We start from the raw sequence: 24,037 nt of genomic DNA, 5'->3' as shown, positions 1-24,037 counted from the left end.
ATACATTCGGTGCATTTAAACCTTTTGTATAATTCTTTGGCTTTCTTCTAACCTTGCAATAATGCTCTCTCTACCGATAAAAATTAATAATTTAGCGAGTTCTGGACCTGTTTCTGTTCCTGTTAAAGCGAGGCGCAACTGCATAAATAGATCTTTTGCCTTTATATCAATTGTCTGTCGAATATTTTTAACCCACTCTGATAATGTGTTTTCATTACAATCACCTTGAGGTAATGTGCTTAGCGCTATTTTTATAAACTCTTTATTAAGAACCACAGGTTCTATACCAAATTTGCATATTTTCCACCATTTGGCCACTTCAGAAAACTTTTCTATATTACTCCTTATAAAATACCAAAACTCTGAGCCAATTTGACTTAAACGATCTTGCACCATTTCAAATGGCATTTGTTGTAGCACTTTGCTATTTAGCTTATACATTTCACTCAAGCTGAATTGTAAAGATGCTGAACTAAATTTTTTGATATCAAATGAGTCAATTAAAGACTGCATATCAATATAAGCTTCTATCGGATCAGATGTTCCAAGCTTTGCTAAATAGCTAGTTAGCGCCATTGATTCAATCTCATCTTCTCTTATGGACTTAATATCCAGCCCGCCTTTCCGTTTCGATATTTTGCTATCATCAAAGTGTAGTAAGGGAAGGTGGGCAAAGATAGGAATTTTCGCTTTTAATGCTTGAATCATTTGAATCTGAACTGCGGTATTAGTTACATGATCTTCCCCACGTACAACATGGGTTACATTAAAGTCAATGTCATCAATAACAGAAGGTAGCATGTACGTATAAATTCCATCTTCTCTTTTTACTACAGGATCGCTGATATGAATTGTTGCAATATTTATTTCGCCTTTAACTTCATCATTCCATTTTACAGTTTTATTTCTATCCAATTTAAATCTGAAATGTGGTTTTCGTCCTTCTTGCTCATAACGAATTTTCTCTTGCTCAGTTAAAAGCAACGCACCTTTATCGTAAACAGGGGGAAGACCTTGTTTTAATTGCAATTTTCGTTTAGTGTCTAATTCTTCTCTTGTTTCATAACATGCATAAATATGACCTTCTTTCATTAACTGTAAGAACACCTCGTTATAGCGCTCAAAACGCTCTGATTGCTTAAAACTTGAATTCCAATTTATGCCAATCCATTTTAGGTCTTCTATGATATTATCTACATATTTGATATCTGAACGCTCAAGATCAGTATCATCAAAACGTAGTAAAAATTTTCCATTTTGATTACGTGTGTACATCCAACAAATGAGTGCAGTGCGTATGTTTCCTACATGTAGGTAGCCAGTTGGGCTTGGAGCGAATCTTGTTAGCATTTAAATGATTACTTTAGTTTATTTTAATTTTATATAAATGTACTGCTAAAGCAAGATTCTTCTTTGTCTTGGTGTTAGTTGCTACGAAGTACAGCGAACATGAAACCTTTTTGTTAGAGTTCCATGATCTGCCTAAAATACTCTGAAAGCACGGCTTTAGTTATTTACTCTAAATATATTATACGTATACTTGTTATTAAATTAAATTTGAAATGATAAGAAATGAGTGAATTTAAATCAATCCGCAATATTGCAATAATTGCACACGTTGACCACGGAAAAACTACTTTACTTGATAACATGTTAAAACAAAGTGGCACGTTTCGTGAGAATCAAGAAGTTCAAGAACGAGTGATGGATAGTGGTGATCAAGAACGTGAACGTGGGATTACAATACTTGCAAAATGTACGTCAATAATGTGGGGTGATGAGAAAATCAATATCATTGATACACCAGGACATGCGGATTTTGGTGGAGAAGTGGAAAGGGTGCTCTGCATGGCAGATGGTGTATTACTACTGGTTGATGCTGCAGAAGGTCCAATGCCACAGACTAAGTTTGTGTTGTCAAAAGCACTAAAGGCAAATTTAAAACCGATTGTGATAATCAATAAGGTTGATCGACCAGACAGCAGAATTGATGAAGTACTAAATGAAATATATGAGTTATTTTTTAACCTTGATGCAACCAACGAGCAACTAGATTTTCCAGTACTCTATGCTTCAGGTAGAAATGGTTGGTGTGCTAAGGAGCTATCTGATGAGAGAAAAGATTTAAGCCCATTATTTTCAACGGTGATAGATTACATAAAACCTTCCGTTTATGATCAAAATGCACCTTTTGCTATGCTAGTTACTTTACTTGAATCTGATAAATTTCTTGGCAGAATATTGACAGGAAAGATTTACCAAGGAATCGCGCAAGTTAACTCAGATCTTAAGGTAATTGATCTTGATGGTCAAGTGGTTGAGCGAGGGAGATTAACTAAGTTACTCTCATTTTCTGGCTTAAAACGCGTTCCAGTAGAGCAAGCTGTAGCTGGTGATATCATTGCCATTGCAGGACTTGAGAAAGCTTCAGTTTCAGACACTATAGCAGCACCAGAAGTTACAACTGCGATCAGCTCAACTCCAGTTGACCCGCCAACAATGGCGATTACTATAAGCGTGAATGACTCACCTTTTGCTGGGCAAGAGGGAACAAAACTTACCTCAACTGTTATAAAAGATCGTTTATATGCAGAAGCAGAAACAAACGTTGCAATTACTGTAACTTTGGCTCCAAGTGGTGAAGCATTTGAAGTAGGTGGACGTGGTGAGTTGCAGCTTGGGGTACTGATTGAAAATATGAGAAGGGAAGGTTTTGAACTTTCAGTTTCACGGCCTCGAGTGCTGTTTAAAGAAGAAGATGGCAAAAAACTTGAACCTATAGAGGAAGTAGTAATTGATGTAGATGATGAGTATAGTGGAATCATCATGGAAAAACTTAGCTTTCGAAAAGGTGAAGTAACTGACATGAGACCTTCTGGTAGTGGCAGAACTAGGTTGACATTTTTAGTGCCATCAAGGGGATTAATTGGCTATCAAGGAGAATTTTTAACTGATTCTCGCGGCACTGGTATAATCAACCGTTTATTTCACAGTTATGCTCCACATAAAGGTTCAATTTCCGGAAGGCGTAATGGGGTTTTAATTTCAACAGACAAAGGCGAAGCAGTAGCGTATGCAATTTTCAATCTGCAAGATAGGGGAATTATGTTTGTTAAGCCACAAGATAAGGTATATTGTGGTATGATTGTCGGTCAGCATAGTCGTGACAATGATTTAGAAATAAATGTACTTAAAGGTAAGCAATTAACAAACGTAAGAGCTTCAGGTAGCGATGAAGCTATAAAGCTTACTCCACCAAAAATAATGACACTGGAGGATATGATAGCATATATAGACGATGATGAATTGGTAGAAGTAACTCCAAAATCTATACGTTTGCGTAAGAAGTTCCTCGATCCAAATGAACGTAAACGTGCAGGAAGGGCGAAGAATAAAGAGTAATCAACGTTCCTGATAAAAATCTGGATGAGCTACTCGGATAACACCATCATAAAGGGAACCAGTGTCAGTTACTTGAGCAGGTATTGGGATGACAAGAGAAGGCTACAAAGGTGTCATGCAAGTGGCTCATCCAGCTTTTTTATAATCATCGAAAACATTGTATTTTAACATTACTTTTATACTTATAAGTTTCTAGGCACTGGATTTGTTGTAGACTTACTCTATCACTTTACCCTCTTATTTTACCACTCTCCTGCCTATATATTTTTATATGAGGATTTTTGCAAAAGTTTCGCATTTTTTGTAACATGATTTTCAGTATGTGTAACCTAAATGCAAATTGATCACGAAACTAGTGTAATTATTGAGGCCATAGAGAAATTTGGTGGTGAGGCAAGGCTTGTTGGTGGATGTGTTAGAGATTCAATTTTACAGCGTGACATTCACGACATCGATCTTGCTACTAATCTGCTGCCTAATCAAGCAGTTAAAGCGTTAAAACTCCGTAATATAAAAACTATTCCAACTGGCTTAAAACATGGAACTATTACTGCGATTTTAAATAAAAGATCCTTTGAGATTACAACGCTAAGGCATGATATAAAGTGTGACGGTAGACATGCGAAGGTAGAATTTACTAATGATTGGCAAGCTGATGCTTCAAGGCGCGACTTTACGTTTAATGCTCTTTATGCAGACAAATATGGCCATATATACGACTACTTTGGTGGCATTCAGGACTTAAAAGCACGAAAGTTAAACTTTATAGGTAACGCTGAAGATAGGATTAAGGAAGACTATCTACGTATTTTAAGAGCGTTTCGTTTTCACGCTAAAATATGCATAGGAGATTTAAGTGATGAAATATTGGATGTGTGCAAAAAGCATTCGCACATGATTCAAAACCTCTCTGGAGAGAGAATAAGAGAAGAAATATTTAAACTCTTGGAATGCAATGATCCTGCTCCAACACTTAAGAGCATGCAAAAATCTGATGTTTTACAAAAAATTATTCCAAAAGAAGTAAAATGCGAAATTTTATCTTCACCACTTCTTATCAACACTAAACCTCCTACAAAACCCTCAGCGTATGGCCATACGCCTTTCCTAGATCCCACAATCGATGCACTAACAAAATTAGCGTTGCTTATTAGGACTGCTGAAGATAGAGTTAGTCTTGGGGAAGAAGTGAGCAAGTTTTTACGTCTTTCAAATAAGCAAAAGAAAAAAATATTATTTTTATTATCAAACAATATCAAAACAGAGCTTTCAGAAAAAGAGCAAAAGAAATACATATCTTTATTTGGTAAGGAATTATATTGTGACTTAATGAAGATTTGTGGTATTGAGTCTGGAATAAATGTTGATGAGTATATTTCATTTGCTAAGATGTTTAACATTCCAAAATTTCCTTTATCTGGTGATGATTTAATAACTATAGGTCATCAACCAGGAAAAAATTTAGGTAGAAACTTGGAATTGCTACGACAACACTGGGAAGACAGCTCCTACACTTTAACAAAGGAGGAGCTGATACTTTATGCTAAAAGTTTTATCTAGACATTGCTTCTTGCTTCACACTTACCGGAGTGCTATTAGTGTGACTCATGGAAGGATTAGGTGTTAATTTGTATTTTTCTTTAGCTTTTTTTGTTAATTGGTATTCATTGTTTTCTTCTGAAGTTTGAACGCACATTTTCTGATCTGGGCATAAAAATTTATCTCTTATACTTGATGCCAGTTGTTGAATCTTATCTGAAAAACATTTCATTTCAGCTTTCGTTAACTTCTGCACAACAAATTTTTTGACTGAATCATTATTGCTAACACTTCCCTGAGCCAAAAATTCTTTGAAAGAATTTAGTATTGCTTTACTATCTTCTTCATTTAAATACAACTCTTTTGCGCACTCTTCAACAAAAAATACCTGTTCGATAGAATGTTTTTTACCAACTTCTGTAACAACTTTGTTAACTTGAGTTTCTATGATCGCTCTTCCAGATTTAATCAAATTCTCTTCCAACAGTGCAAGTAACTTATCACTTTCAAATTTACCATCACCTTGATTTGATAGAGACTTTATAGTTTCCTCAAGCACGTTATGGCAAAAGTGTTCTCCTTTAAATTCAGGAAAACTTTTTTTCAATTTTTCATTTTGATCAGATAAAAATTTATCGAGATTCTTATTCCCACGAAGCTTAGAGAAACCATTTGAAAATTTTGACTTAATAGAACCAGAAGTAGAGAAAATACTCTTTGTATCTGCTTTAGTTTTTTTATTAATATCTTCTGGCTTTTTACTAGAGTCTTTTTGCTTGTTTTGTAACTTTTGTTGTCTACCTTCAGCTATTAAACTTTCAATCTGTTGATTTTTTAATGTCAAATTTTCATTAAGTGTTTTTGTACTATCCGTAATAGATAATACTGCAACACTTTTCGCTTTTTCTTGTTCTGCACTCAGATGTTCAACTTGTTCTTGCAACTTTTTATTCTCCCCTTGTGAAAACTCTAATTTTTTCTCTAAATCGGCCTTTTGTTTCTTTATTTCAACGTTACTTTCTTCTAATTTCTGTGATTTTTCCTGCAATTTGTCAACTTCACTTTCTAATTCTTTTTTCTCTTTTTCAATGGTATTTAGATTAGTCTTTTCTTTCTCTAATTGTTGTTTAAGATTCTCTACTTCAGCATCTTTTTCCTTAGCTTGTTCTTTCAATTCATTAATTTCACTTTCTAAATCCTGTTTCTTTTTTTCAATGGTATTTAGATTAGTCTTTTCTTGCTCTAATTGTTGCTGAGTACTTTCCAATTCTCTTGTAAGGTCCTCTACTTCAGTATTTTTTTTCTTAGCTTGTTCTAATTCTGCTTGTTTCTCCTCAAGTTGATTTTTTAATTCCTTTATTTTAGCATCAGATTCGTCTTCTAACTTACTAACTTCATTCTCAAGTTCTGTTTTTTGCACTCGTAGGTTTTCATTCTCTTTCTTCACAGTTTCATTTATGTCTTTATTTTCATGAAATGACTTTATTAAATCCTCTTGTTCTTTTATTTTTTGGTCTTTTGTAAATATAGTTTGCTGTTGTGCATTATTTTTATTCTCCATTTCCTTTTTCTCTTGTTCTAATGTTTTATTTAATTCCGTTAAACTACCTATTTCCCCATCTTTTTCTTCTACCCTTACTGAGAGCATTTCTATTTTATTTGCAAATTCTTTGCTGCACTCAATTAATTCTTTCTGCAAATGTAATATCTCCTCAGACTTTTCCTTGAACTGTGCTAAAAATTCTTCTCCTCTTGTATCTTGTAAAAAGCATCTAATGTTTTAAGCTTAAGCATTAGGTGGAGGAGGGAAGAACTCTGTTTCCCCTCTTAGATATAAAATCTGTAAGAAAGATAAGAGTTCCCTCCTCAAAAGTATAGGCTGGACGGTATCGTAGAAAGACCTAAATGGCTCTAATTCTGTATCCACAAGGTTAGCCTTACTTTTCGTTTTAAATGGTAACGTATGGGGTTATATATGATCAACAACTTTCTTGGAATTGATGTATCAAAAGATCGCTTTGATGTTTTTCTTTCATTCATAAGTAAAAAAGAAAAGCGTGAAACTAGGAAAAGAAGCTTTAAGAACGATGATCTTGGGTTTCAAGGTCTGCTGAGTTTTCTACAAAAGCATAATGTGGAAGAAGTAAAGTCATGCATGGAGGCTACTGGTTGTTATAGCGAAGCTTTGGCTGAATTTCTGCACAATGCTGGACATTTTGTTAGTGTTGTAAATCCTTATTGTATTAAATCTTATACAAGGAGTAAACTCGTAAGACAAAAGAATGATCAGACTGATGCAGAAATTATTGCTGATTATTGCCAAAGACAGGAACCAACTCGTTGGACACCACCTTCTTCTGAAATGAAAAAATTAAAACATCTTTATCGTTGCTCAGTTGCGTTAAAAGATGAATTAGCATTAGTAAATAACCACCTAGAAAAAAAAGAGAGACTGCCTAAAGAAGTTGCAAATGCTTGGGAAGACCTTGCAATGAATATAGCTCAAAAAATAGAAACAATAAAAAACTCCGTACGTGAACTATTAAAGCAACACAAAGAGTTGTTGGAAAATTTTCAACTTCTACTGACTATTCCAGGCATAGGAGAGGAATCAGCAGTAGCTATTTTAGCTGAAATCCCTGACATAAAAGCTTTTAGAGATGCCAGACAATTGGCAGCATATACAGGAGTTATACCGAAAAATATAACATCAGGTTCATCTGTACATTCTAAACCAAGATTAAGTAAATCAGGTTCACAAACATTACGTAAGGCCCTTTTCTTTCCTGCCATAGTAGCCAAGAATCACAATCCTATCATTGTGAGTTTTTGCCAAAGACTAAAGAAGAAGGGTAAGCATAATATGGCAATTGTGGGAGCTGCAATGCGTAAGCTACTCCATATCATTTTCGGTATCCTGACATCCAAAAGTGCTTTTGATCCAAATCATATCAAGAATTACAGAACTAGGATGTTGACTGTAGTTTAAAATCAAAAAATGCTTCCAATCCATTCAACATATTCACTAACTGTAATCTGTGTACTGTTACACAATCAGAAGTATTTTTTGATTTTATGATACAGCTTGAGTAATTTTTTTGTTGACTAGCAAGACAGTATCTTTTTTCTGCAATTTTTACCAATTCACTATAGTTCTTTTTAAGTCCTGCAAGTTTAGACTTTAACTCTTCATTTTCTAATTCTAAGTCTTCAATCTGCTGTGCTTGTGCTGCAAAAAATTTAGCAAATATTTCTTTTTCCTCTCCTAATGATTTTACTTGTTCTTTAAGTTTAGTAATTTCTTTCTCTTTTTTAGTTAATTCCTGATTTAAATTTGACTGATTTTCCTCCTTCTTACTACCTTCTTTCAACTTTTCTTTTAATCTCTCATTTTCATCCTTCAATTCCTTTTCTCTGTTAGAATTTAAAAGATCATCAGTCTGAACCACATTATCTGCAATATTGTAATGTAGGATACTCTTTGCCCATTGATTCCACTTTTCTGGCAACATTCGTCCAATTGTTTTTAGATATAGCCAAGCAAGCACAGTGGATAAGCTATATTTTTTTTCCTTTTGTTTAGGTTCGTAATTAACCTTATTGTTAGCATTTAGCATAAAATTACCTAATTTTTAAAGTATTGAAGTTATATATATTAATATAATTGTTAAATAAATAATAATATAAATGTTAAATTGTGTGAAAATTTTTATAGATTTTAAGTAGAAATACACATGTTCGTAAGCACAGAATTTGCTTTTTCTATTGCTCTTGCTAACATTTCTTGTTCATTGTGCTGATTTTTCACGTTGATTACCTGAGCTGCCAAATTTGCAGGGAAAGTGACCAAACTAACTTCCCATAGCTCCACTTGTTTTAACACTCGAGCTCCGCTTTCATGATCAACATCATACTCTATTGGTATATAGCCAATCGAAAGCCCGTTAATAGTTCCAGTTTTGAGCATTAAATATGCTTCCTCTGCTTTTTGAATACCAAAAAGCAAATGTGCAGTTATATATAGGCCAATATCATTTTCGCAAATATCCGTAATATTACCTATAGGCTCGCTCGGATTGTGCTGCCAAAGAAGTTTTATCTGACTTTTATTTAAGTTATTCTTAAATGCTCCTGGTAATATCAGATCATTTTGCTTATCAACTATATTAAAAACGCTTGCATAGCCAGAAAATACTCCGTTTTCTTCTATGCTTTTTATTGATAATGGTGAATAGAGAAATTTCTTATTCATAAGTCCTCCTTGTAAATTATGGTATTGGGTTTGCCAGCGCTCTGAGCCAGCTTAAAATGTTGTATAGATTGTTTTCCTATATCTCAGGATGAGTATAAGGCACTACAATATAATTCTATTGTATGCAGTGCTTTGAAAATGTGGAAGTACTTTTTTAGTTATAAAATTTGTCATTTTATATACATAAGGGTAGGGTTTGTTGCACATTGGGTTGTTCAACAGCAGCGTTTTCCAGATTTGTAGAAACAGCTTCGTTTGTAGCTTTTCCTAGAAGGAAGCCAAATCCCAATGAAACAGCGGCTATAAAACCATTCATTAATGACTCTGTCCATGTTTCTCCCTCGTATTCTTGATAGATTTTAGAATATATCATTATTGGCTTCATTCGGGTTTAAATTTCTTCCCAACTCTTCTGATGTTTTCTCCCCAGCATCTTGGGATTTTGTTGATGAACTTTTCTGTAAGTTTTCTAATTCTTGTGCGTCCATCAACACCTCACTATTAAAGCTTAAGTACAAATTATACAGCACTATAATTGTTTAGTCAAGGTAAATACTAGTATATTAAGTAAATATTTACTATATTAATATGATTGCTTAAATTCACAACTAATTGTTTGGGGGAATAAAAAGATTGTGTTTTGTAGGTGATTTTCGTAGCGGAAGGTATTACCCCAGTTTTACAACACCCGGGGTAACGATAAAGAAGGAAGTAGGGAAAGTTATTTATAATAGTTTGAAGCTATTACAAGTTTATATGCTCTGTCCTTGAATATTTGTTTGTTCAATAGTAGTACTTTCCAAATTTGTGGAGATAGTAGCAAACATCCTTCTCGCTAAAGCCGTTGACAATGCAGCACCAATTCCAGCTCCAGTTGCAGCTATAAAACCAGGGCCTAATAATTCCATATTTGTTTCAGTGCTGCTGCTAGTTATATTGTTAATTAACATCATCGCGCCTGCTCCTAAAGCTGCTACTAACCCAATCCTTGACGGTTTACTTGTTGCATCAAGAGAATATTGTACTACTTCTCTAAGCTCTGAATTACTGTTTTTTAACGCTACTGCTATTGATGCTGGTAACATGACCATTATTGGCATGGATAATAGTCCTCCAAGTGTTGCACCAATAATTTCACTCACTTTTGATTTTCCAAGATTAACTCCTAGATTAACTCCTAAGGCTGTTATACCTAATACTCCAATTGAGGTGATAATCCTTACATTTCTCTCTTCCATTTCTCTCACATGCGCCTCATATTGTATTGTAGCTTCTGCTACCGCTAACCCAATACTATTTGGTTGCTGTGGAATCTGATTTACTCGCCCTAACTCTTGTGAAGTTTTCCCTCCAATACTTTTGACGGCATCTTCTAAGTCTAATAACGATCTGTTATTTAACCTTACGTTATCTTGACTATCACAAAAGACAATGTAGTCTAAAATTGTCATTCTCAGATTATTCATTTCTATATCATCATTAATATGATCTTTTAATATACTTATAATCTCTAATGCTCGCTCCTTCATATCTCTTTCTTCTTCTGCACTAGCTGGTGCAAGTATGAGAAAAATTATTCTAAGCAACTCTAGTTGTAAGTTTTTTAAATCCATAATAATTATCATTAATATTGAGTTAAATAATATAGTACTATAATTACTTAATTAAGATTTATATTAATATATTAAGAAATAAGCACTAAAAAATGATATCCTTAGTCGTAAAATACAAAAAGAGCGGAGCACCCAGTGCCACAACACTGGATAACGATAAAGAAGGAAGTAGAGAAAGTTATATGTAATAGTTTAAAACTATTACAAGTTTATATGCTCTGTCCTTGAATATTTGTTTGTTCAATAGTAGTACTTTCCAAATTTTGTAAAGATTCAAATTCTTCTTGCATATCCAGTATGTCTTCTATTACTTGCTGATCTTCATCTCTTTCTTCTAATTGAAATGCTGCTGCTTCTTGAGGTGCTTCTAGCAGTTTTTTTAATATTTCTGTGCGCAGTTTCTCTGTTATTGATTTCCACTGTAGCATTACTAGCATTTCATTTTGCAGCACTGACATTTTCTGTAGTGTTTTCACTTTTTCTGACAGTCCTTTATTTTCTTTTTGCAATGCTTCTATTTTTCTTTGCTGATACTGATTATCTGAATTTGTCATTGGTAATCCATGCATAACCTACTCCAAGTTAAAATTTAGACATTATTAATTAAGTGATACAGTTTCTTTAGTCAATCAATATATTATAACATTAGGATTAACAACTAAAAGAATAGAATGAAATATCAGGCAATATTCCGTATAATTAAACTTTTAAGATGGAAAAATGACAATTCGTGTAGGAATTAATGGTCTTGGTAGAATAGGCAGAAGTGTATTGCGTGCTATTTTTGAAGTAGAAAACTATAGCGAGCAAATAGAAGTTGTGGCGGTAAATGGGTCACTCAGTGCTGAGCAGCATGCACATTTGATTAAATATGACTCTGTTCATGGCAAATTTAACGGCGATATTGATTTTAACGAGTCTGAAAATTGGCTATCTATAAATAGCAGGAAATTTTCTTTATATAGAGAACGTAGCCCTGAAAATATTCCTTGGAATGTTGATGTAGTACTTGAATGCACTGGTGCATTCAACAAGCGTGCGGAAGCAGCAAAGCATAATGCAGAGAGAGTAATTGTCTCTGCTCCAGTTTCAGATGCTGATGTAACTGTAGTTTACGGCGTAAATAACGATATGCTAAAAAAGGAGCATAAAGTGATCTCAGCAGGTTCTTGTACTACAAACTGTCTGGCTCCGATTGTACACATTTTACACTCCAATTTAGGTATAAAAAGCGGTTTTATGACCACTATACATGCCTATACGAATGATCAAAATATTCTTGATGGCAACCATAGAGACTTACGTAGGGCAAGAGCTTGTGGCCTTTCTATGGTGCCAACTACAACTGGAGCAGCAAAAACAATTGGTTCTGTTATTCCTCAGTTAAAGGGTAAGCTAGATGGTACTGCTATTAGAGTTCCGGTTAGCAACGTTTCTATGGTTGATTTTAAATTTACGACTGATAAGAAGGTAACAGCTGGAGAAATAAATGAAATGTTTAAGAATTCAGCAAATCATGTGCTTTCCGTATGTAACGAGCCTTTAGTTTCAATAGACTTTGTCCATAACCCTTATAGTGCAATTGTGGATTTAGATGGTACATATGTCACAGGTGATATCTGTAGAGTTGCAGCGTGGTACGATAATGAATGGGCTTTTTCACTGAGAATGTTAGATATAGCTTTATTGTAAAGTATGAACGAAAACTCACAAAAATATGCTTCATTTTATGAGCACTTTGCGGAACTTAGAAAAAGGGTTATTTTTTGCTTTCTATTTTTTTGTGTTACCTTCGGGTTTTGTTACTACTTTAAAGAAAATATATACCGCTTTTTACTTGCACCTTTAATAGAAGTTACAAAAGATAGTGATGATTTTTCTCTAATCTATACAGACTTAACAGAAGCGTTTTTTGTATATCTCAGGGTTGCAATAATGAGTGCACTGTTGTTTTCTTTTCCTGTGTTTGCATGGCAATTCTATATGTTTCTAGCACCTGGCTTATATAAAAGAGAAAGGGCGGTGTTATTGCCATACTTAATTGCAACACCGGTTTTGTTTGTAACGGGAGCCGCTGTAGTTTACTACTACATATTTCCCTTAGCCTGGAAATTTTTTATTGCTTTTGAACATAGCGGTAAATCTTTCGGTATACCAATAGAGTTTATGCCATCAGTTAGTGAATATTTAGACCTTGTTCTTCAATTCGCGTTCGCTTTTGGTACTGCATTTCAAATTCCAGTCATACTAACCTTAATGGTGAGAGTAGGGCTAATCACTGCACAAAGTTTGTCAAATAAACGGAGAATTGCGATAGTGGTAATTTTCATTATTGCTGCAATCTTAACTCCACCTGATGTACTAAGCCAAGTAGGGCTTGCAATTCCAATGTTGGTATTATATGAGCTGTCTATTCTGATATGTAGATATATTGAGAAGAAAGCAAAGGATTGAATCAAGAATATTATTTATAAACAAAGAATGAGCACCAGAGCACTTTTTCTTGTTTGAGTGTTTTTGGCACCACAGCATTTTATTAATTTATTGACTTGTTTGCTTAAATATATAATAATTAAAGTATATTATTATTTTTAATAGGAGAGTTTTATATGCCAAAATATGAAGAGTTAAACGGAAGACAACAAAGATTATATGATCAGTTACAGACTGCGATGAAAGAAGGTGAGAATATTATTGATCTTCTTACAGGATTTTCAAAAGAGGATTTGCTGAAAATTCTTACTACTGTGAAATGTATAGAGTTGAAAGATGGTGAAGAACATACTCTAACACCGCTTGCCTACGCTATAAATCTTGAGAACTCGTTAAATAGTCTGGGAGATATTAAAAATATTCCAAGTGTAGCTAAAGAGAAAGATATATTAGAAGAAGTTCTTACTACTGCGAATATAAAGATCAAGTTTTTAGATGGTCAAGAAATTACTTTAACACCACTTGTCTATGCTATGATTCTTAATAATCAGATAGGCATTGACACTATTCTAAATATAGCCAAAAAAGATAAAGAGTTATTAGAAAAAGTTCTTACTGCTGCGAATATAAAGATCAGGCCTTCAGGTGATCAAGAACATACTCTAACACCGCTTAGCTGTGCTATAAATCTTAATAATCAGGAAGTTAGTCAGGAAAGTATTAAAGCTATTATAGATGTAGCTCAAGATAATGATATGTTAGAAGCAGTTTTCGCTAGTATAAAAAAAGATTATCCTGACAAAACTAAGAATATTTTAGAAATACTAAAAAATCAAGAGCAAGATGAAGAGCAAAAAGCTAAAATTGATGGTTGGCTAGAAATACTTGCAAAGAGTATATCTAGTTGTGAAAGTAATGAACAGTCTTCAATGGCTGAAAGCATCGTTCCTAAAACTGAAGGAAATATAACTGATGAAAGTAGTACATCTGAAATAAGTATTATGTCCGATTGTGAAAGTAATGAACAGTCTTCAATGGCTGAAAGCATCGTTCCTAAAACTGAAGGAAATATAACTAAAGATACAGTAAAAACTACTAATAAACCAATAATCATTGGTAGTGTTTGTGGTGCCATAGCTGCATTGGCAGTTGGGTTAGGATTGTATTTTGGTGCTGCATTACCGGTATTGCCTATAATTGGTATAGCTGTAGCTGCTGCTGTATTAGCTGGACTTGTTGCTGGTGGTATTACATATGTAATGTCAAATTCTAGTAAGAATCTAGATGGAGCTAATGTAGAGCAAGGAGTTAGTATAGGGTCAAGTATAACAGCGTAATTAAGTGAAAGGAAGAAGTCTATTCTTCCTTTTCTCAAAGTTTTTTTTGTTGATCATATATTCACAGCATTAAGTTCTATAGGTTGCTGCGTAAAAGATTAGGAAGTAGTTTTGTTAGTGTTGAAAATTATAGCTCTTTTCCTAATAGTGTGAACATGATGGAATAGGTAAAGTAGCGAGGAGATATAAATGCCAGCAGCATATAGTTATGATTTAAGGAAAAAAGCATTGGATGTAGGGGAAAGTAGAGCATTTGTAGCCAAGAGGTTTAAAGTTAACATTCTATGAATGGCAAAAAGGTGCAAGAAAATAGGCGATTTTAAATCAAAATGTAGATCCAATAGAGCGTGATTGATATCTTGCTAGTAATAGTGTAACAGCTTTTATTAAGATATTTTTTGCCATATGGCAGCAATAACAAAGTTAGAAAATTGATGGCTGAATATGTTGGCATTGATAAACAGTATATTATGCTTCAATCAATATTTACTTTAGTAGCTTCTACAACTTTTTTTAGTATATTGGTGCTATGTACCAACAGCAGTATTTGCACTTGCTACGTGTTTCTTTGTTAAAAATGCTGTACATGCTGCATTTTCTGCAAAAGAACTTTCTCCTGAGTTTGCCGAAATTATTACTGAAAAAGTAGTAAATAATGTTGAGCTCAATGCAGAAGACAACTCTCAATCGAGAAGCTACTTGTATGAGACTGTGTTATATAGCGAAACTAGATTTCACTTTTACACACCTAGATAAGGGGTAAAAGCAGATACTAGAATGACGAAATCGTTATTCTGCTACGCATTATCGCCGTATAACTATAGCTATATATGAACTAAAAAAGTAATATTCACTAGATCTTAATATTTTAGATCTATATTTCAATAAAATATTACAATTAGTATGAATGATCCATTTAAAAGTGAGGATTATAAAAAAAATCTCGATTCTCTGATCAAAGCTATAAAGCTAGGGAATTCAGAGAAACAATATGGTAAAACAGTAACAGATTTATCTCATGCTTTAGAGGGTTTTACAGATAAGGCAGAAGATGTAGCTAAACTTGTTATACGTGATGACTTGAATAATTGTGTAAAGAAGGCAAATAAAAAGCCATTAATTCTTAGGATATTCAATAGAATATTAGGAAGAGATGTTTCGATTAGGAATATAAGTAATTTTATAAAAGATAAATTGCCTCCTTCAACTGCTAGAACAGCAATCGAATATACAGATGTTATTCAAAAAATTTCAGATTTAGAGCGAATAGAAAGAAGTCAAGATAAATATAGGTCATATGGAATAAATTTAGAAAATAGACAGCAAAAGAAAAATCTCTTATATGAGCGAGAAGATTCAGGTTATGGAGGTTCATTAAACGAAGATCCTGAGTATGAAGAAATATCAAATTATCAAGAGGAAAAGAGCAAATCTTTAACAAAAGATTTGCGTAATCTACAATCAATTAAAGAGGAGCCGATTTATGCAACAATTCCTAAAGAACATATAGAAGCAAAAAGAGAAAATAGGAAGAAACAACAACTTCAATCTCTTGCACCACCAAAACTACCAAGAGTACCACCAGTACCAGAGAAAATGTTTACTATCAATCAAAAAATTAGACAAGAACCGAAAAAAGATAAACCTGCAGTACCACCAAAGCCTAAAGATTTAGGCGAAAAAGTAAGCACAGAGCAAAAAATAGTAGTGGAAAAATCAGCTGAGAGTAACCCTACACTACCACTAAAATCTGAAAATCAAGATGGTAAAGAATCAGCAAAAAAAGCTGATGGACCAAAAGTACTAGTAGTTGCTATGAAAAAAGAAGTGACTCGCGAGAGTAGTAAAGTAAAGGCATTAAAAGAAAGATTTGAGCGAAATCAAGTAAAGAACGTGTTGCCTGCTGAAAACAAAACTGCTTCAGTAACACAAACGGATATCAGTGTGAAGAGAAAACAATCTCGTTCATTTCCAGTAGGGAATAAAAAATCTTCGATCAACCATCTTGCCAGCAAAAATTTACCTTCCACGAATGTAAGTGTAAAAGAAATGGTTAAAAAATTTGAAGGGAGAAAAGGTGAAAGATAGTAATATTTGGGTATTTCCCTACTCATGAAAATTAGCTCTTATCATAACATTTTCACAGCCATAAGAGGAAGTTTTTATAAGATTGGGGCTAAAGAAAACTTGCATGTAAATGTATCAAGGTATAAAATTATAAATATTAAGAATGAATAGGTTAGTTATGAATCTTGTAACAAAATCCGCTATCGATTTTACTGCTTCGGCTGTTCTTGCTAGTGGAAAAATAGTTGATGATTTCTGTTTAAGTAAACATATAAAGGATAAGTATGCTGTCCTTTTTTTCTATCCACTTGATTTTACTTTTGTCTGTCCAACTGAGTTGATATCATTTAGCAACAAAATAGAAGATTTTTCAAAACGTGATGTTGAAGTGATAGGAATAAGTATAGATTCAAAATTTTCACACTATAAATGGCGAAACACTCCAGTTAATGATGGTGGTATTGGAGAGGTTAGCTACAATTTAGTGTCTGATATCAAAAAGTCTATATCAAGAGACTATGGGGTCTTATATGATGACTCAATTGCACTAAGAGCAACTTTTGTTATTGATGATAAATTTGTTGTACGTCATCAATCGATAAATGATTTTCCTTTAGGGCGTAATATCGATGAATTCATTAGAATCATTGATGCAATAAAACATAATGAAGAGCATGGTGAAGTATGTCCAGCAGGGTGGAAAAAAGGCAAGCCTGCGATGCAGGCAAGCGATGAAGGAGTGGCTGATTATCTAAACTCACACAGTGCAGAATTATAAATTGAGTACAAAAGTTCTTATTATTGGATCTGGAGCAGCGGGTTATGCTGCTGCTATATATGCAGCACGTGCAAATTTAGAGCCAATTGTAGTAACAGGAATGCAACCTGGTGGTCAGCTTACAATTACTACGGATGTTGAAAACTATCCAGGTTTTATTTCTATACAAGGTCCAGAACTCATGGAACAAAAGAGGTTGCATGCAGAGAAGGCGGGAGCAAGAATAATAGACGATGAGATAAAAAGTGTAGAACAACTTGAGGATTCTAATGAGTATAGATTTAGATCTTGTGGTAATGCTAGTGACTACTATTCGAATGCAATTATAATCGCAGCTGGTGCGCAAGCGAAGTGGCTTGGCCTGGAGAGTGAAAAGAAATTTCAAGGTTACGGAGTTTCGGCATGCGCAACTTGTGATGGTGCATTTTTTAGAAATAAAGTTGTAGCTGTGGTTGGTGGTGGAAATACTGCTGTTGAAGAAGCAATATTTTTAACTCGATTTGCTAAGGAAGTTATACTGATACACAGGCGTGATAACTTAAGAGCAGAGAAAGTAATGCAAGACAGGCTCTTTAAAAATGATAAGATAAAGGTAATATGGAATCATACCGTAGAACAGGTTCTTGGAGAAGAAAATCCAAAAAAAGTTACTGGCATTACAATTAAATCGACGAAAACCAATACAGTTCAGGAATTAAAAGTGGATGGAGTGTTCATTGCAATTGGGCATGCGCCAAATACAGGTATTTTTAAGGGCTTTGTTGAAATGGATCAGCAAGGTTATATAATTACGAAACCTGGAACAACTCTAACCAGTAGGGCAGGGGTGTTTGCCGCTGGCGATGTTCAAGATAAGGTATATCGCCAGGCAGTAGTTGCCGCAGGAACAGGGTGCATGGCTGCACTTGATGCAGAAAAATTTTTGGAATCATAATTAGTTCTAAAATTTTTAACTAAATTACTTGCAATTTTCTTTGTTTTTTTTATAATTATGTTAATAAATTATAGATTGAGGAGAATTTAGTATGCTTTCGAGAAATAATGTAGGTTCTAGAAGAAGTGTTGTTAATGATACAGGATTACGAGCTCAAAATCAAACAACTTCAGGACAATCAACAAAAAAATTATTTAAAGCTATTGATGATGAAAATCTAGGGGATTTTAAGCGAGCTCTGGCAGAAGGTGCGGATGTTAATGCGTTTAATGAAGAAGGCATCACACCTTTGATATCTATAATGAATAATTTAACTGTATACTCTGAAGCAGAAAAAGAATATCAGAGTATGATTAGGTTACTTCTACTTCACCGAAGCATAGATGTTAATATTCAAAAAAAAGATGATGTCAATACAGCTTTGCATCTAGCAATGTGCTTTCAACAACAGAAAGTGTTACAACTCTTACTAAGTCATCCGAGAATAAGTATTGATCTACTAAATAAAAATTTTCAAAATCTTGAGCAACATGCTAGAAGAAATAATGTTGAGCATTTGATAATAGAAATACAAAAAGCACAAACAGGAAAAGAATTATTGAATGCTCTTTCTAACAGAAATATTGACCAAGCAAAAGGACTATTAAATCAAAAACTCAACCCTAATTGTTGGAAAAGAAATTTAAATGGAGAAATAGAAACACCACTTAGCCTGATTATCAAATCATGTTTACAAGGAATAACACAAGATAACGAGGAAGTATTGACTAAACTTTTAAAACATAAGGAGCTAGATTTTAGTCAAATAAAACCAATACCAGCTATAGAGCAAAATTCACGATTGAAGCAAATCATTGAGCAAGTTATGAAGGAGCGATTAACTGATGTTATTAATAAAAAAGATTTGGATGATGTAAAAGAATTAGTGGAAGATAACTGCTTCATAAATAGTGAAATTGTCATTGCTCTGTTGAGGAATGTTAATAATCCAATTGAATCTATTAAAAATTATCTCAATGAGAAATTTCCTGCAAGTATGGAACAGCCTTCAGCAAATGTACATAATGTTGCCCCGGAAATAAACGACGATTTGATTGCTCAAGAATTGCAGCAGCTCGAAAACCTTAGAGATGAGCTTGAAAGAACAAGAACTCAACTTAGAAAAAAAGAGCAAGAGTTGGGTAGGGTTGTAAGTGAAAGAACAAGAGACACTAACAAAATTTCACAGTTAGAAAGGGATTTTAGGCAGGAAAGATCAGCTCAGCAAACAAGGATTAACACTTTCACTGATCAAGTAGCTCGACTTACTAGAGAAAAAAGTCAACTTGAAAACCTTAGAGATGATCTTGAAAGAACAAAAACTCAACTTAGAAAAAAAGAGCAAGAGTTGGGTAGGGTTGTAAGTGAAAGAGACACTAACAAAATTTCACAGTTAGAAAGGGATTTTAGGCAAGAGAGATTAGAACTTCAAGCTCAAAATCAAGACTTAAAGAACAAAAACAGAAAACTTTCAGAAGCAAACATTTATAATAGAAGGCAAAGTAACTATGCCTCTGCCTCTTTTGTGTTATCTGGAGCGTTTGCTATTGGTGCATGTTTAACAATATCGAATTTAGAAATATGTATTTCACTTGCTGTAGCTGCATTTGTCTTCCTTACAATTGGATGCTACTGTTCATATAAAGCAAGTACAGTACTGAGTGATGTGATAAGCACTGAATTTGGTAATGTTATCAGTTTAAGATAGAGTTAAGGTTTTTACTTCTTGTCTAAACTCTTCTGAAAATTTTTGTACATCCTGAAAATACCTTGATAATTCGAGTGAATGTGAACCTGAGTGGTTTCAAGACTTAAATAGTTGATTGTAAACTTGCTTTTATTATCTTTTAGTTCAAGAAATTAAAAGTTTAACGATGAGAATTATAATTACAGACCAAAGTAAAAAGTAGGCTTTTCCATTTGATTTATTTTTCACCTGTAATTTTTTGTCAGCTATTAGGTTTAATTTTTCTATAAGGCTAAATATTCCCTGAATTGCTTTTATGGGATAAGAGCTTTTAATTTTTTCCCTATACCCTATTTTACTTTCATGTTGATTGTTTATCCATGTTTCAACTACTTTCCACATATTGATTTCTGGATAGACTTTCCTACATGTTCCTTCTAATAAAATCATAGTTTTCTGCAGCAATAACAATTGTGTTTGAACTTTCATATCAAAATCACCAGTTATTTTTAGTAGCTGAGTAAGTAATCGAGCAAATGAAATCTTCTGTATAGGCTGTCCAACAATGGGCTCACCTATTGCTCTGCAAGCTGTAACAAAATTTCTATGCTGTGATGGAACATAACCGGCTCTAAAGTGCATTTTTGCAACGTGATCATAATCCCTATTTAAAAAGCCTTTGAGTATCTCTATAACGTAATAGCATGTCTCACGATCTATTCTACCCATGATTCCACAATCCAGGGCAATAATATTGTTATTACTATCGATCATTAAATTTCCAGGATGCATATCAGCATGAAAAAAACAATCCCTATATACCTGATTACAAAAAGATTCTATAAGATTGATAGCTATTTGCTTTCGGTTATTCAGCTTTTCAACTTCGTATATTGGTATAGCTTCCATCCATTCTAATGTTAAAACCTTTTTTGAAGTTCTACTCCAATCTATTTCAGGTACGTAGAAACCTCTGTCATGTTTAGTATTTTCCTTCAGTTCCGAAGAGTGGGCAGCCTCAAAACGTAGATCTAACTCTAATCGGCAAATTTCAGCAAAAGTTTTGACTAATTCAACTGGCTTCAGCCTTTTTGATTGTTCACTAAATTTTTCTGCAATTTCTGCAAGCCAAGAAAGCATTTTTATATCCCTTGAGAATGTTTTCTCAATATTTGGCCTCAAAACCTTTACAGCAACTTCCTTACCCTCAATTGTAACTGCTCTATGCACCTGAGAAATTGATGCTGCTGCAATTGGCTTTTCAGAAAAACTTGAAAAAATATCGCTTAATTTACAATTAAACTCACTTTCTATAGTTTTAACTGCTATTTTATACGAAAATGATGGCAATCTATCACATATCAATAGCAAGTTATTTGTTATGTCCTCATTTAAAATATCAGTGCGTGATGAAATGGATTGCCCAAATTTAATGAACACCGGACCTAATCTTTCAAGAGCACGCTTTAGTTTATGACCTTGTATTTTATTTATTGATTTTTTTGATGGTGGAAGTAAATAAGGTAACACATTGTAACGTGTTAGCACTGTAGTTATTTGCAGAAGACGTAGAATATTTTGAATCATTTCGCTGCGTAACTGCCAAATATTTCATTTATCTCCATAATTTCATCAGGTTTACCTTGATAATAGATAGTATTATTTATGCAAATTATGTAATCTGAGGATGGTAGAGCAGAGTTAAGGTCATGAGAAGTCATGAGAATCGACACTGATCGTTCTTTTGCGATTTTATTTATAATATCATAAAATTTAGATCGTGCGTTAATATCCATTGCACTGACTGGCTCATCTAAAATGATCAAATCAGATTCTGAAATTAAACAGCGTGCAAGCAGCAGTAATTGTGTTTGTCCTGCAGAGATTTCTAATACTTGATTTTTTAGGATGTTACCGATACCAACCAATTCTATTGCTTCTGTAACAATGGGTTGATTTTTCTTCAATTTCTTCGAGGAGCTATTGAAAAGGAAAGACTCAACTGTTATTGGCATCAAATTACCAATACTAAAATTTTGTGGCATATAGCTAATTTTTATATTGTCAGCGAATACAATACTGCCAATAAAACCTTTATTTATACCAGCAACTGCTTTCACTAAAGAGGTTTTACCTCCGCCATTTGGACCAAGTATTGTAACTATATCTCCTCTTTGTACTGATATGTTGATATTATCAAGAACTTTTTTATTATCGTATGAAAGAGTAAGGTTTTCTATTTTTAGAATGCAGTTATTGACACTACTTAATTTTTTGGCAAAAATTGACTTCTTCTCAACATTTATATGAGACATTTACTGTTTTTTTTTCTATTACTTTCATTTACATTATACTACAATAGTGCCTTTTCATCCAATTTAAAAATTGTAGCTACAATCAAACCTATACACTCACTTGTAGCTTCTGTTACAGATGGAATTTCAAAGCCAGAACTACTAATGTACGAAGTAGTGTCTGAACATAACTACATGCTCAGGCCTTCAGACGCAAGTAAATTAGAATCTAGCAATATTATATTTTATATCGATGATTCTTTGGAAACATTCATTAAAACTTTCGCTAAAGAAAATAAGAAGTTAATACCGCTATCAAGTGCAATCGATCTACTTCCTGCTCGAACACATTCATTTTCTAGTCACATTCAAGATGAAAAAGATTTGCATATTTGGCTGAGTCCTGAAAATGCAAAAAGTATGATACTTTCTATCAGTGCAACATTATCTAATATAGATAAAGAAAATGCCTATCGATACAATACTAACGCAGAGGAGGCTATAAGAAAGATAGACCAAGAAGTAGAAAAAATTACGAAAGAATTGGATGAGTTAAAAAATCAAAAATACATAGTTACTCACGATGCTTATCAATATTTCGAAAAATATTTTGATTTAAGTTACCCAAGCGCCATTCTTTCTATAGAAGAAGATTCTTACATAGGTATGAAGAGTTTAATGAAATTAAAAAAGGTAATGAAAGAGGAAAACGTTAAATGTATTGTTTCTCATTCACGAGAGGATAGCATAAAGCCTAATGTCTTTTCTAGTGACGTAAAAATGGTGATTCTTGATCCTATTGGATCAGATGTAGAGCCTGGAAAGGATGCATATCTAGATATAATCAGCAGCATTGCACAAAATTTCAAGTCTTGTTTCACTGAGTAATGAGTTCTTTTATCTATTCAGGTAGCATTGCAAACTTAGTGCTTTCTATTCCAATCACAACTATACCGACATTATCTACCAGAAGTATATCATCCCAGTATCAAGTACTGGGATGACACCTTCTACTACGCAAATTACCACAATGTCCGCACGGCTATACACGTGATGCTGGAATTCTTAGCACACCTTTTGATTTATGAAAAATCAGTGTCTGCATTTACTTCTATTTTTTTATCTATTTTATTTTGCCATTTTACTGCTTACTCTGTATTCAAATTACATGAACCTTTTTATATTAGGCAAGCTCAGGTTATTTTTACGTTTATATATTGATCCGATCTAGTCCAATAAACCCTCTAAGGAAAACCCTTAGATTTTTGACCTACTAACGTGTGACACTTTAGGTTTTAGAGCGTTTTCTGTGTTTTATACTTTATGTTTATTAATTGTGTAATGATCAACACTATGAGTTTCACCTTCCCTTCCATTATATCTCTGAGCTCTATTATTAGAGTATAACTTGATTATAAACTATATATAACAATAAACTTACTTTAATTTTTCTTCTTTAAATAATACGTGTCTTCTGACCACTGGGTCATACTTCCTAAACTCGAGCTTTTTGGGAAGGTTCTTAGGATTACGTTTTTTTACACAAAAATAGCCTGTTAGTTTCTCTTCTCCAGTTTTTGTTGTTTTAGTTGCAGTGCTAACTAGCTTGACAAGCAAAGAAGCATTTTTTTTCGCCATAATTGTTAGTGATATAATAAACTC

At 33.6% G+C, this 24,037-nt stretch carries 23 protein-coding genes and 1 pseudogene; 12 read left to right on the top strand and 12 right to left on the bottom strand.

The features are described from left to right. Positions 1 to 15 precede the first annotated feature (15 nt). Entirely contained in the window at positions 16 to 1,350 is a 1,335-nt protein-coding gene (gene gltX, locus OPR29_RS03065) for a glutamate--tRNA ligase (RefSeq protein ID WP_052264733.1), read from the bottom strand. A 222-nt stretch (positions 1,351 to 1,572) separates the two neighbouring features. Here gltX and typA point away from each other — a divergent pair, with 222 nt between their 5' ends. Continuing rightward, a complete protein-coding gene (gene typA / locus OPR29_RS03060) occupies positions 1,573 to 3,402 on the top strand; it encodes a translational GTPase TypA (RefSeq protein WP_007302691.1) in 1,830 nt (609 codons plus the stop codon). 333 nt (positions 3,403 to 3,735) lie between these two features. Continuing rightward, the gene (locus tag OPR29_RS03055) at positions 3,736 to 4,962 is read left to right on the top strand and encodes a CCA tRNA nucleotidyltransferase (RefSeq protein ID WP_265025044.1); all 1,227 of its coding nucleotides are present in this window, start codon (positions 3,736 to 3,738) and stop codon (positions 4,960 to 4,962) included. On the opposite strand, the gene OPR29_RS03050 is transcribed toward OPR29_RS03055, so the two are convergent. Then, on the bottom strand, positions 4,955 to 6,640 hold the full coding sequence (locus tag OPR29_RS03050; RefSeq protein WP_265025043.1) for a coiled-coil domain-containing protein: 1,686 nt from the start codon (positions 6,638 to 6,640) through the stop codon (positions 4,955 to 4,957). The genes OPR29_RS03055 and OPR29_RS03050 overlap by 8 nt on opposite strands. A 276-nt stretch (positions 6,641 to 6,916) precedes the next feature. On the opposite strand from OPR29_RS03050, the gene OPR29_RS03045 reads away from it, so the two are divergent. After that, entirely contained in the window at positions 6,917 to 7,930 is a 1,014-nt protein-coding gene (locus OPR29_RS03045) for an IS110 family RNA-guided transposase (protein ID WP_264376686.1), read from the top strand. On the opposite strand, the gene OPR29_RS03040 is transcribed toward OPR29_RS03045, so the two are convergent. From OPR29_RS03040 to OPR29_RS03015, 6 genes are all read right to left on the bottom strand, one after another. Then, the gene (locus tag OPR29_RS03040; RefSeq protein WP_265025042.1) at positions 7,908 to 8,558 is read right to left on the bottom strand and encodes a hypothetical protein; all 651 of its coding nucleotides are present in this window, start codon (positions 8,556 to 8,558) and stop codon (positions 7,908 to 7,910) included. The genes OPR29_RS03045 and OPR29_RS03040 overlap by 23 nt on opposite strands. Positions 8,559 to 8,659: 101 nt before the next feature. Beyond that, on the bottom strand, positions 8,660 to 9,193 hold the full coding sequence (locus OPR29_RS03035) for an HK97 family phage prohead protease (RefSeq protein WP_007302694.1): 534 nt from the start codon (positions 9,191 to 9,193) through the stop codon (positions 8,660 to 8,662). A gap of 175 nt (positions 9,194 to 9,368) precedes the next feature. Beyond that, a complete protein-coding gene (locus tag OPR29_RS03030; RefSeq protein ID WP_012481750.1) occupies positions 9,369 to 9,578 on the bottom strand; it encodes a hypothetical protein in 210 nt (69 codons plus the stop codon). Further along, positions 9,553 to 9,681: a hypothetical protein gene (locus tag OPR29_RS03025; RefSeq protein ID WP_019078577.1), complete on the bottom strand. Its 129-nt coding sequence runs from the start codon at positions 9,679 to 9,681 to the stop codon at positions 9,553 to 9,555. Before OPR29_RS03025 ends, OPR29_RS03030 begins: the two co-directional genes overlap by 26 nt. A 264-nt stretch (positions 9,682 to 9,945) precedes the next feature. After that, on the bottom strand, positions 9,946 to 10,806 hold the full coding sequence (locus OPR29_RS03020; protein WP_213863723.1) for a hypothetical protein: 861 nt from the start codon (positions 10,804 to 10,806) through the stop codon (positions 9,946 to 9,948). 209 nt (positions 10,807 to 11,015) lie between these two features. Further along, entirely contained in the window at positions 11,016 to 11,375 is a 360-nt protein-coding gene (locus OPR29_RS03015; RefSeq protein ID WP_019236364.1) for a hypothetical protein, read from the bottom strand. 151 nt (positions 11,376 to 11,526) lie between these two features. Here OPR29_RS03015 and gap point away from each other — a divergent pair, with 151 nt between their 5' ends. From gap to OPR29_RS06020, 4 genes and pseudogenes are all read left to right on the top strand, one after another. Further along, positions 11,527 to 12,498, top strand: coding sequence for a type I glyceraldehyde-3-phosphate dehydrogenase (gene gap / locus OPR29_RS03010; protein ID WP_265025041.1), 972 nt, complete (start codon positions 11,527 to 11,529; stop codon positions 12,496 to 12,498). A gap of 3 nt (positions 12,499 to 12,501) precedes the next feature. Next, positions 12,502 to 13,260 carry a twin-arginine translocase subunit TatC gene (gene tatC / locus OPR29_RS03005; protein ID WP_149168864.1) on the top strand — a complete coding sequence of 253 codons (759 nt, stop codon included), beginning with the start codon at positions 12,502 to 12,504 and terminating at the stop codon, positions 13,258 to 13,260. Positions 13,261 to 13,415: 155 nt separating this feature from the next. Continuing rightward, a complete protein-coding gene (locus tag OPR29_RS03000) occupies positions 13,416 to 14,576 on the top strand; it encodes a WD_0033/WD_0034 family tandem repeat-containing protein (RefSeq protein ID WP_265025040.1) in 1,161 nt (386 codons plus the stop codon). Between the two features lie 189 nt (positions 14,577 to 14,765). Beyond that, positions 14,766 to 14,918, top strand: a pseudogene (locus tag OPR29_RS06020) (IS630-like element ISWpi11 family transposase); the annotation flags it as partial. 185 nt (positions 14,919 to 15,103) lie between these two features. Here the strand turns inward: OPR29_RS06020 and OPR29_RS02990 are convergent. Continuing rightward, a complete protein-coding gene (locus tag OPR29_RS02990) occupies positions 15,104 to 15,256 on the bottom strand; it encodes a hypothetical protein (RefSeq protein ID WP_019078579.1) in 153 nt (50 codons plus the stop codon). A 223-nt stretch (positions 15,257 to 15,479) separates the two neighbouring features. Here OPR29_RS02990 and OPR29_RS02985 point away from each other — a divergent pair, with 223 nt between their 5' ends. The 4 genes from OPR29_RS02985 to OPR29_RS02970 all read left to right on the top strand — a co-directional run bounded on the left by OPR29_RS02985 (position 15,480) and on the right by OPR29_RS02970 (position 20,102). Beyond that, positions 15,480 to 16,664, top strand: a complete 1,185-nt coding sequence (locus tag OPR29_RS02985) for a hypothetical protein (RefSeq protein ID WP_265025039.1) — start codon at positions 15,480 to 15,482, stop codon at positions 16,662 to 16,664. Between the two features lie 157 nt (positions 16,665 to 16,821). Beyond that, entirely contained in the window at positions 16,822 to 17,421 is a 600-nt protein-coding gene (locus OPR29_RS02980) for a peroxiredoxin (RefSeq protein WP_007302702.1), read from the top strand. Further along, on the top strand, positions 17,408 to 18,355 hold the full coding sequence (gene trxB, locus OPR29_RS02975) for a thioredoxin-disulfide reductase (protein WP_213863721.1): 948 nt from the start codon (positions 17,408 to 17,410) through the stop codon (positions 18,353 to 18,355). The genes OPR29_RS02980 and trxB overlap by 14 nt, the downstream gene beginning before the upstream one ends. Positions 18,356 to 18,446: 91 nt before the next feature. Then, complete coding sequence (locus OPR29_RS02970) at positions 18,447 to 20,102, top strand: TomO hydrophobic C-terminal domain-containing protein (RefSeq protein ID WP_265025038.1); 1,656 nt, start codon at positions 18,447 to 18,449, stop codon at positions 20,100 to 20,102. Between the two features lie 144 nt (positions 20,103 to 20,246). On the opposite strand, the gene ubiB is transcribed toward OPR29_RS02970, so the two are convergent. Further along, entirely contained in the window at positions 20,247 to 21,668 is a 1,422-nt protein-coding gene (gene ubiB, locus OPR29_RS02965; protein WP_012481747.1) for a 2-polyprenylphenol 6-hydroxylase, read from the bottom strand. Next, a complete protein-coding gene (locus OPR29_RS02960) occupies positions 21,665 to 22,396 on the bottom strand; it encodes a metal ABC transporter ATP-binding protein (protein ID WP_019236357.1) in 732 nt (243 codons plus the stop codon). Before OPR29_RS02960 ends, ubiB begins: the two co-directional genes overlap by 4 nt. Here OPR29_RS02960 and OPR29_RS02955 point away from each other — a divergent pair. Further along, positions 22,388 to 23,263, top strand: a complete 876-nt coding sequence (locus OPR29_RS02955) for a zinc ABC transporter substrate-binding protein (protein ID WP_007302707.1) — start codon at positions 22,388 to 22,390, stop codon at positions 23,261 to 23,263. The genes OPR29_RS02960 and OPR29_RS02955 overlap by 9 nt on opposite strands. Positions 23,264 to 23,812: 549 nt before the next feature. Here OPR29_RS02955 and rpmG read toward each other — a convergent pair. Beyond that, the gene (gene rpmG, locus OPR29_RS02950) at positions 23,813 to 24,013 is read right to left on the bottom strand and encodes a 50S ribosomal protein L33 (RefSeq protein ID WP_012481745.1); all 201 of its coding nucleotides are present in this window, start codon (positions 24,011 to 24,013) and stop codon (positions 23,813 to 23,815) included. Positions 24,014 to 24,037 lie beyond the last annotated feature (24 nt).

The sequence above is a fragment of the Wolbachia endosymbiont (group B) of Pammene fasciana genome (assembly GCF_947251495.1).
Lineage (GTDB): Bacteria > Pseudomonadota > Alphaproteobacteria > Rickettsiales > Anaplasmataceae > Wolbachia.
This window is presented reverse-complemented; position numbering and strand designations above follow the sequence as displayed.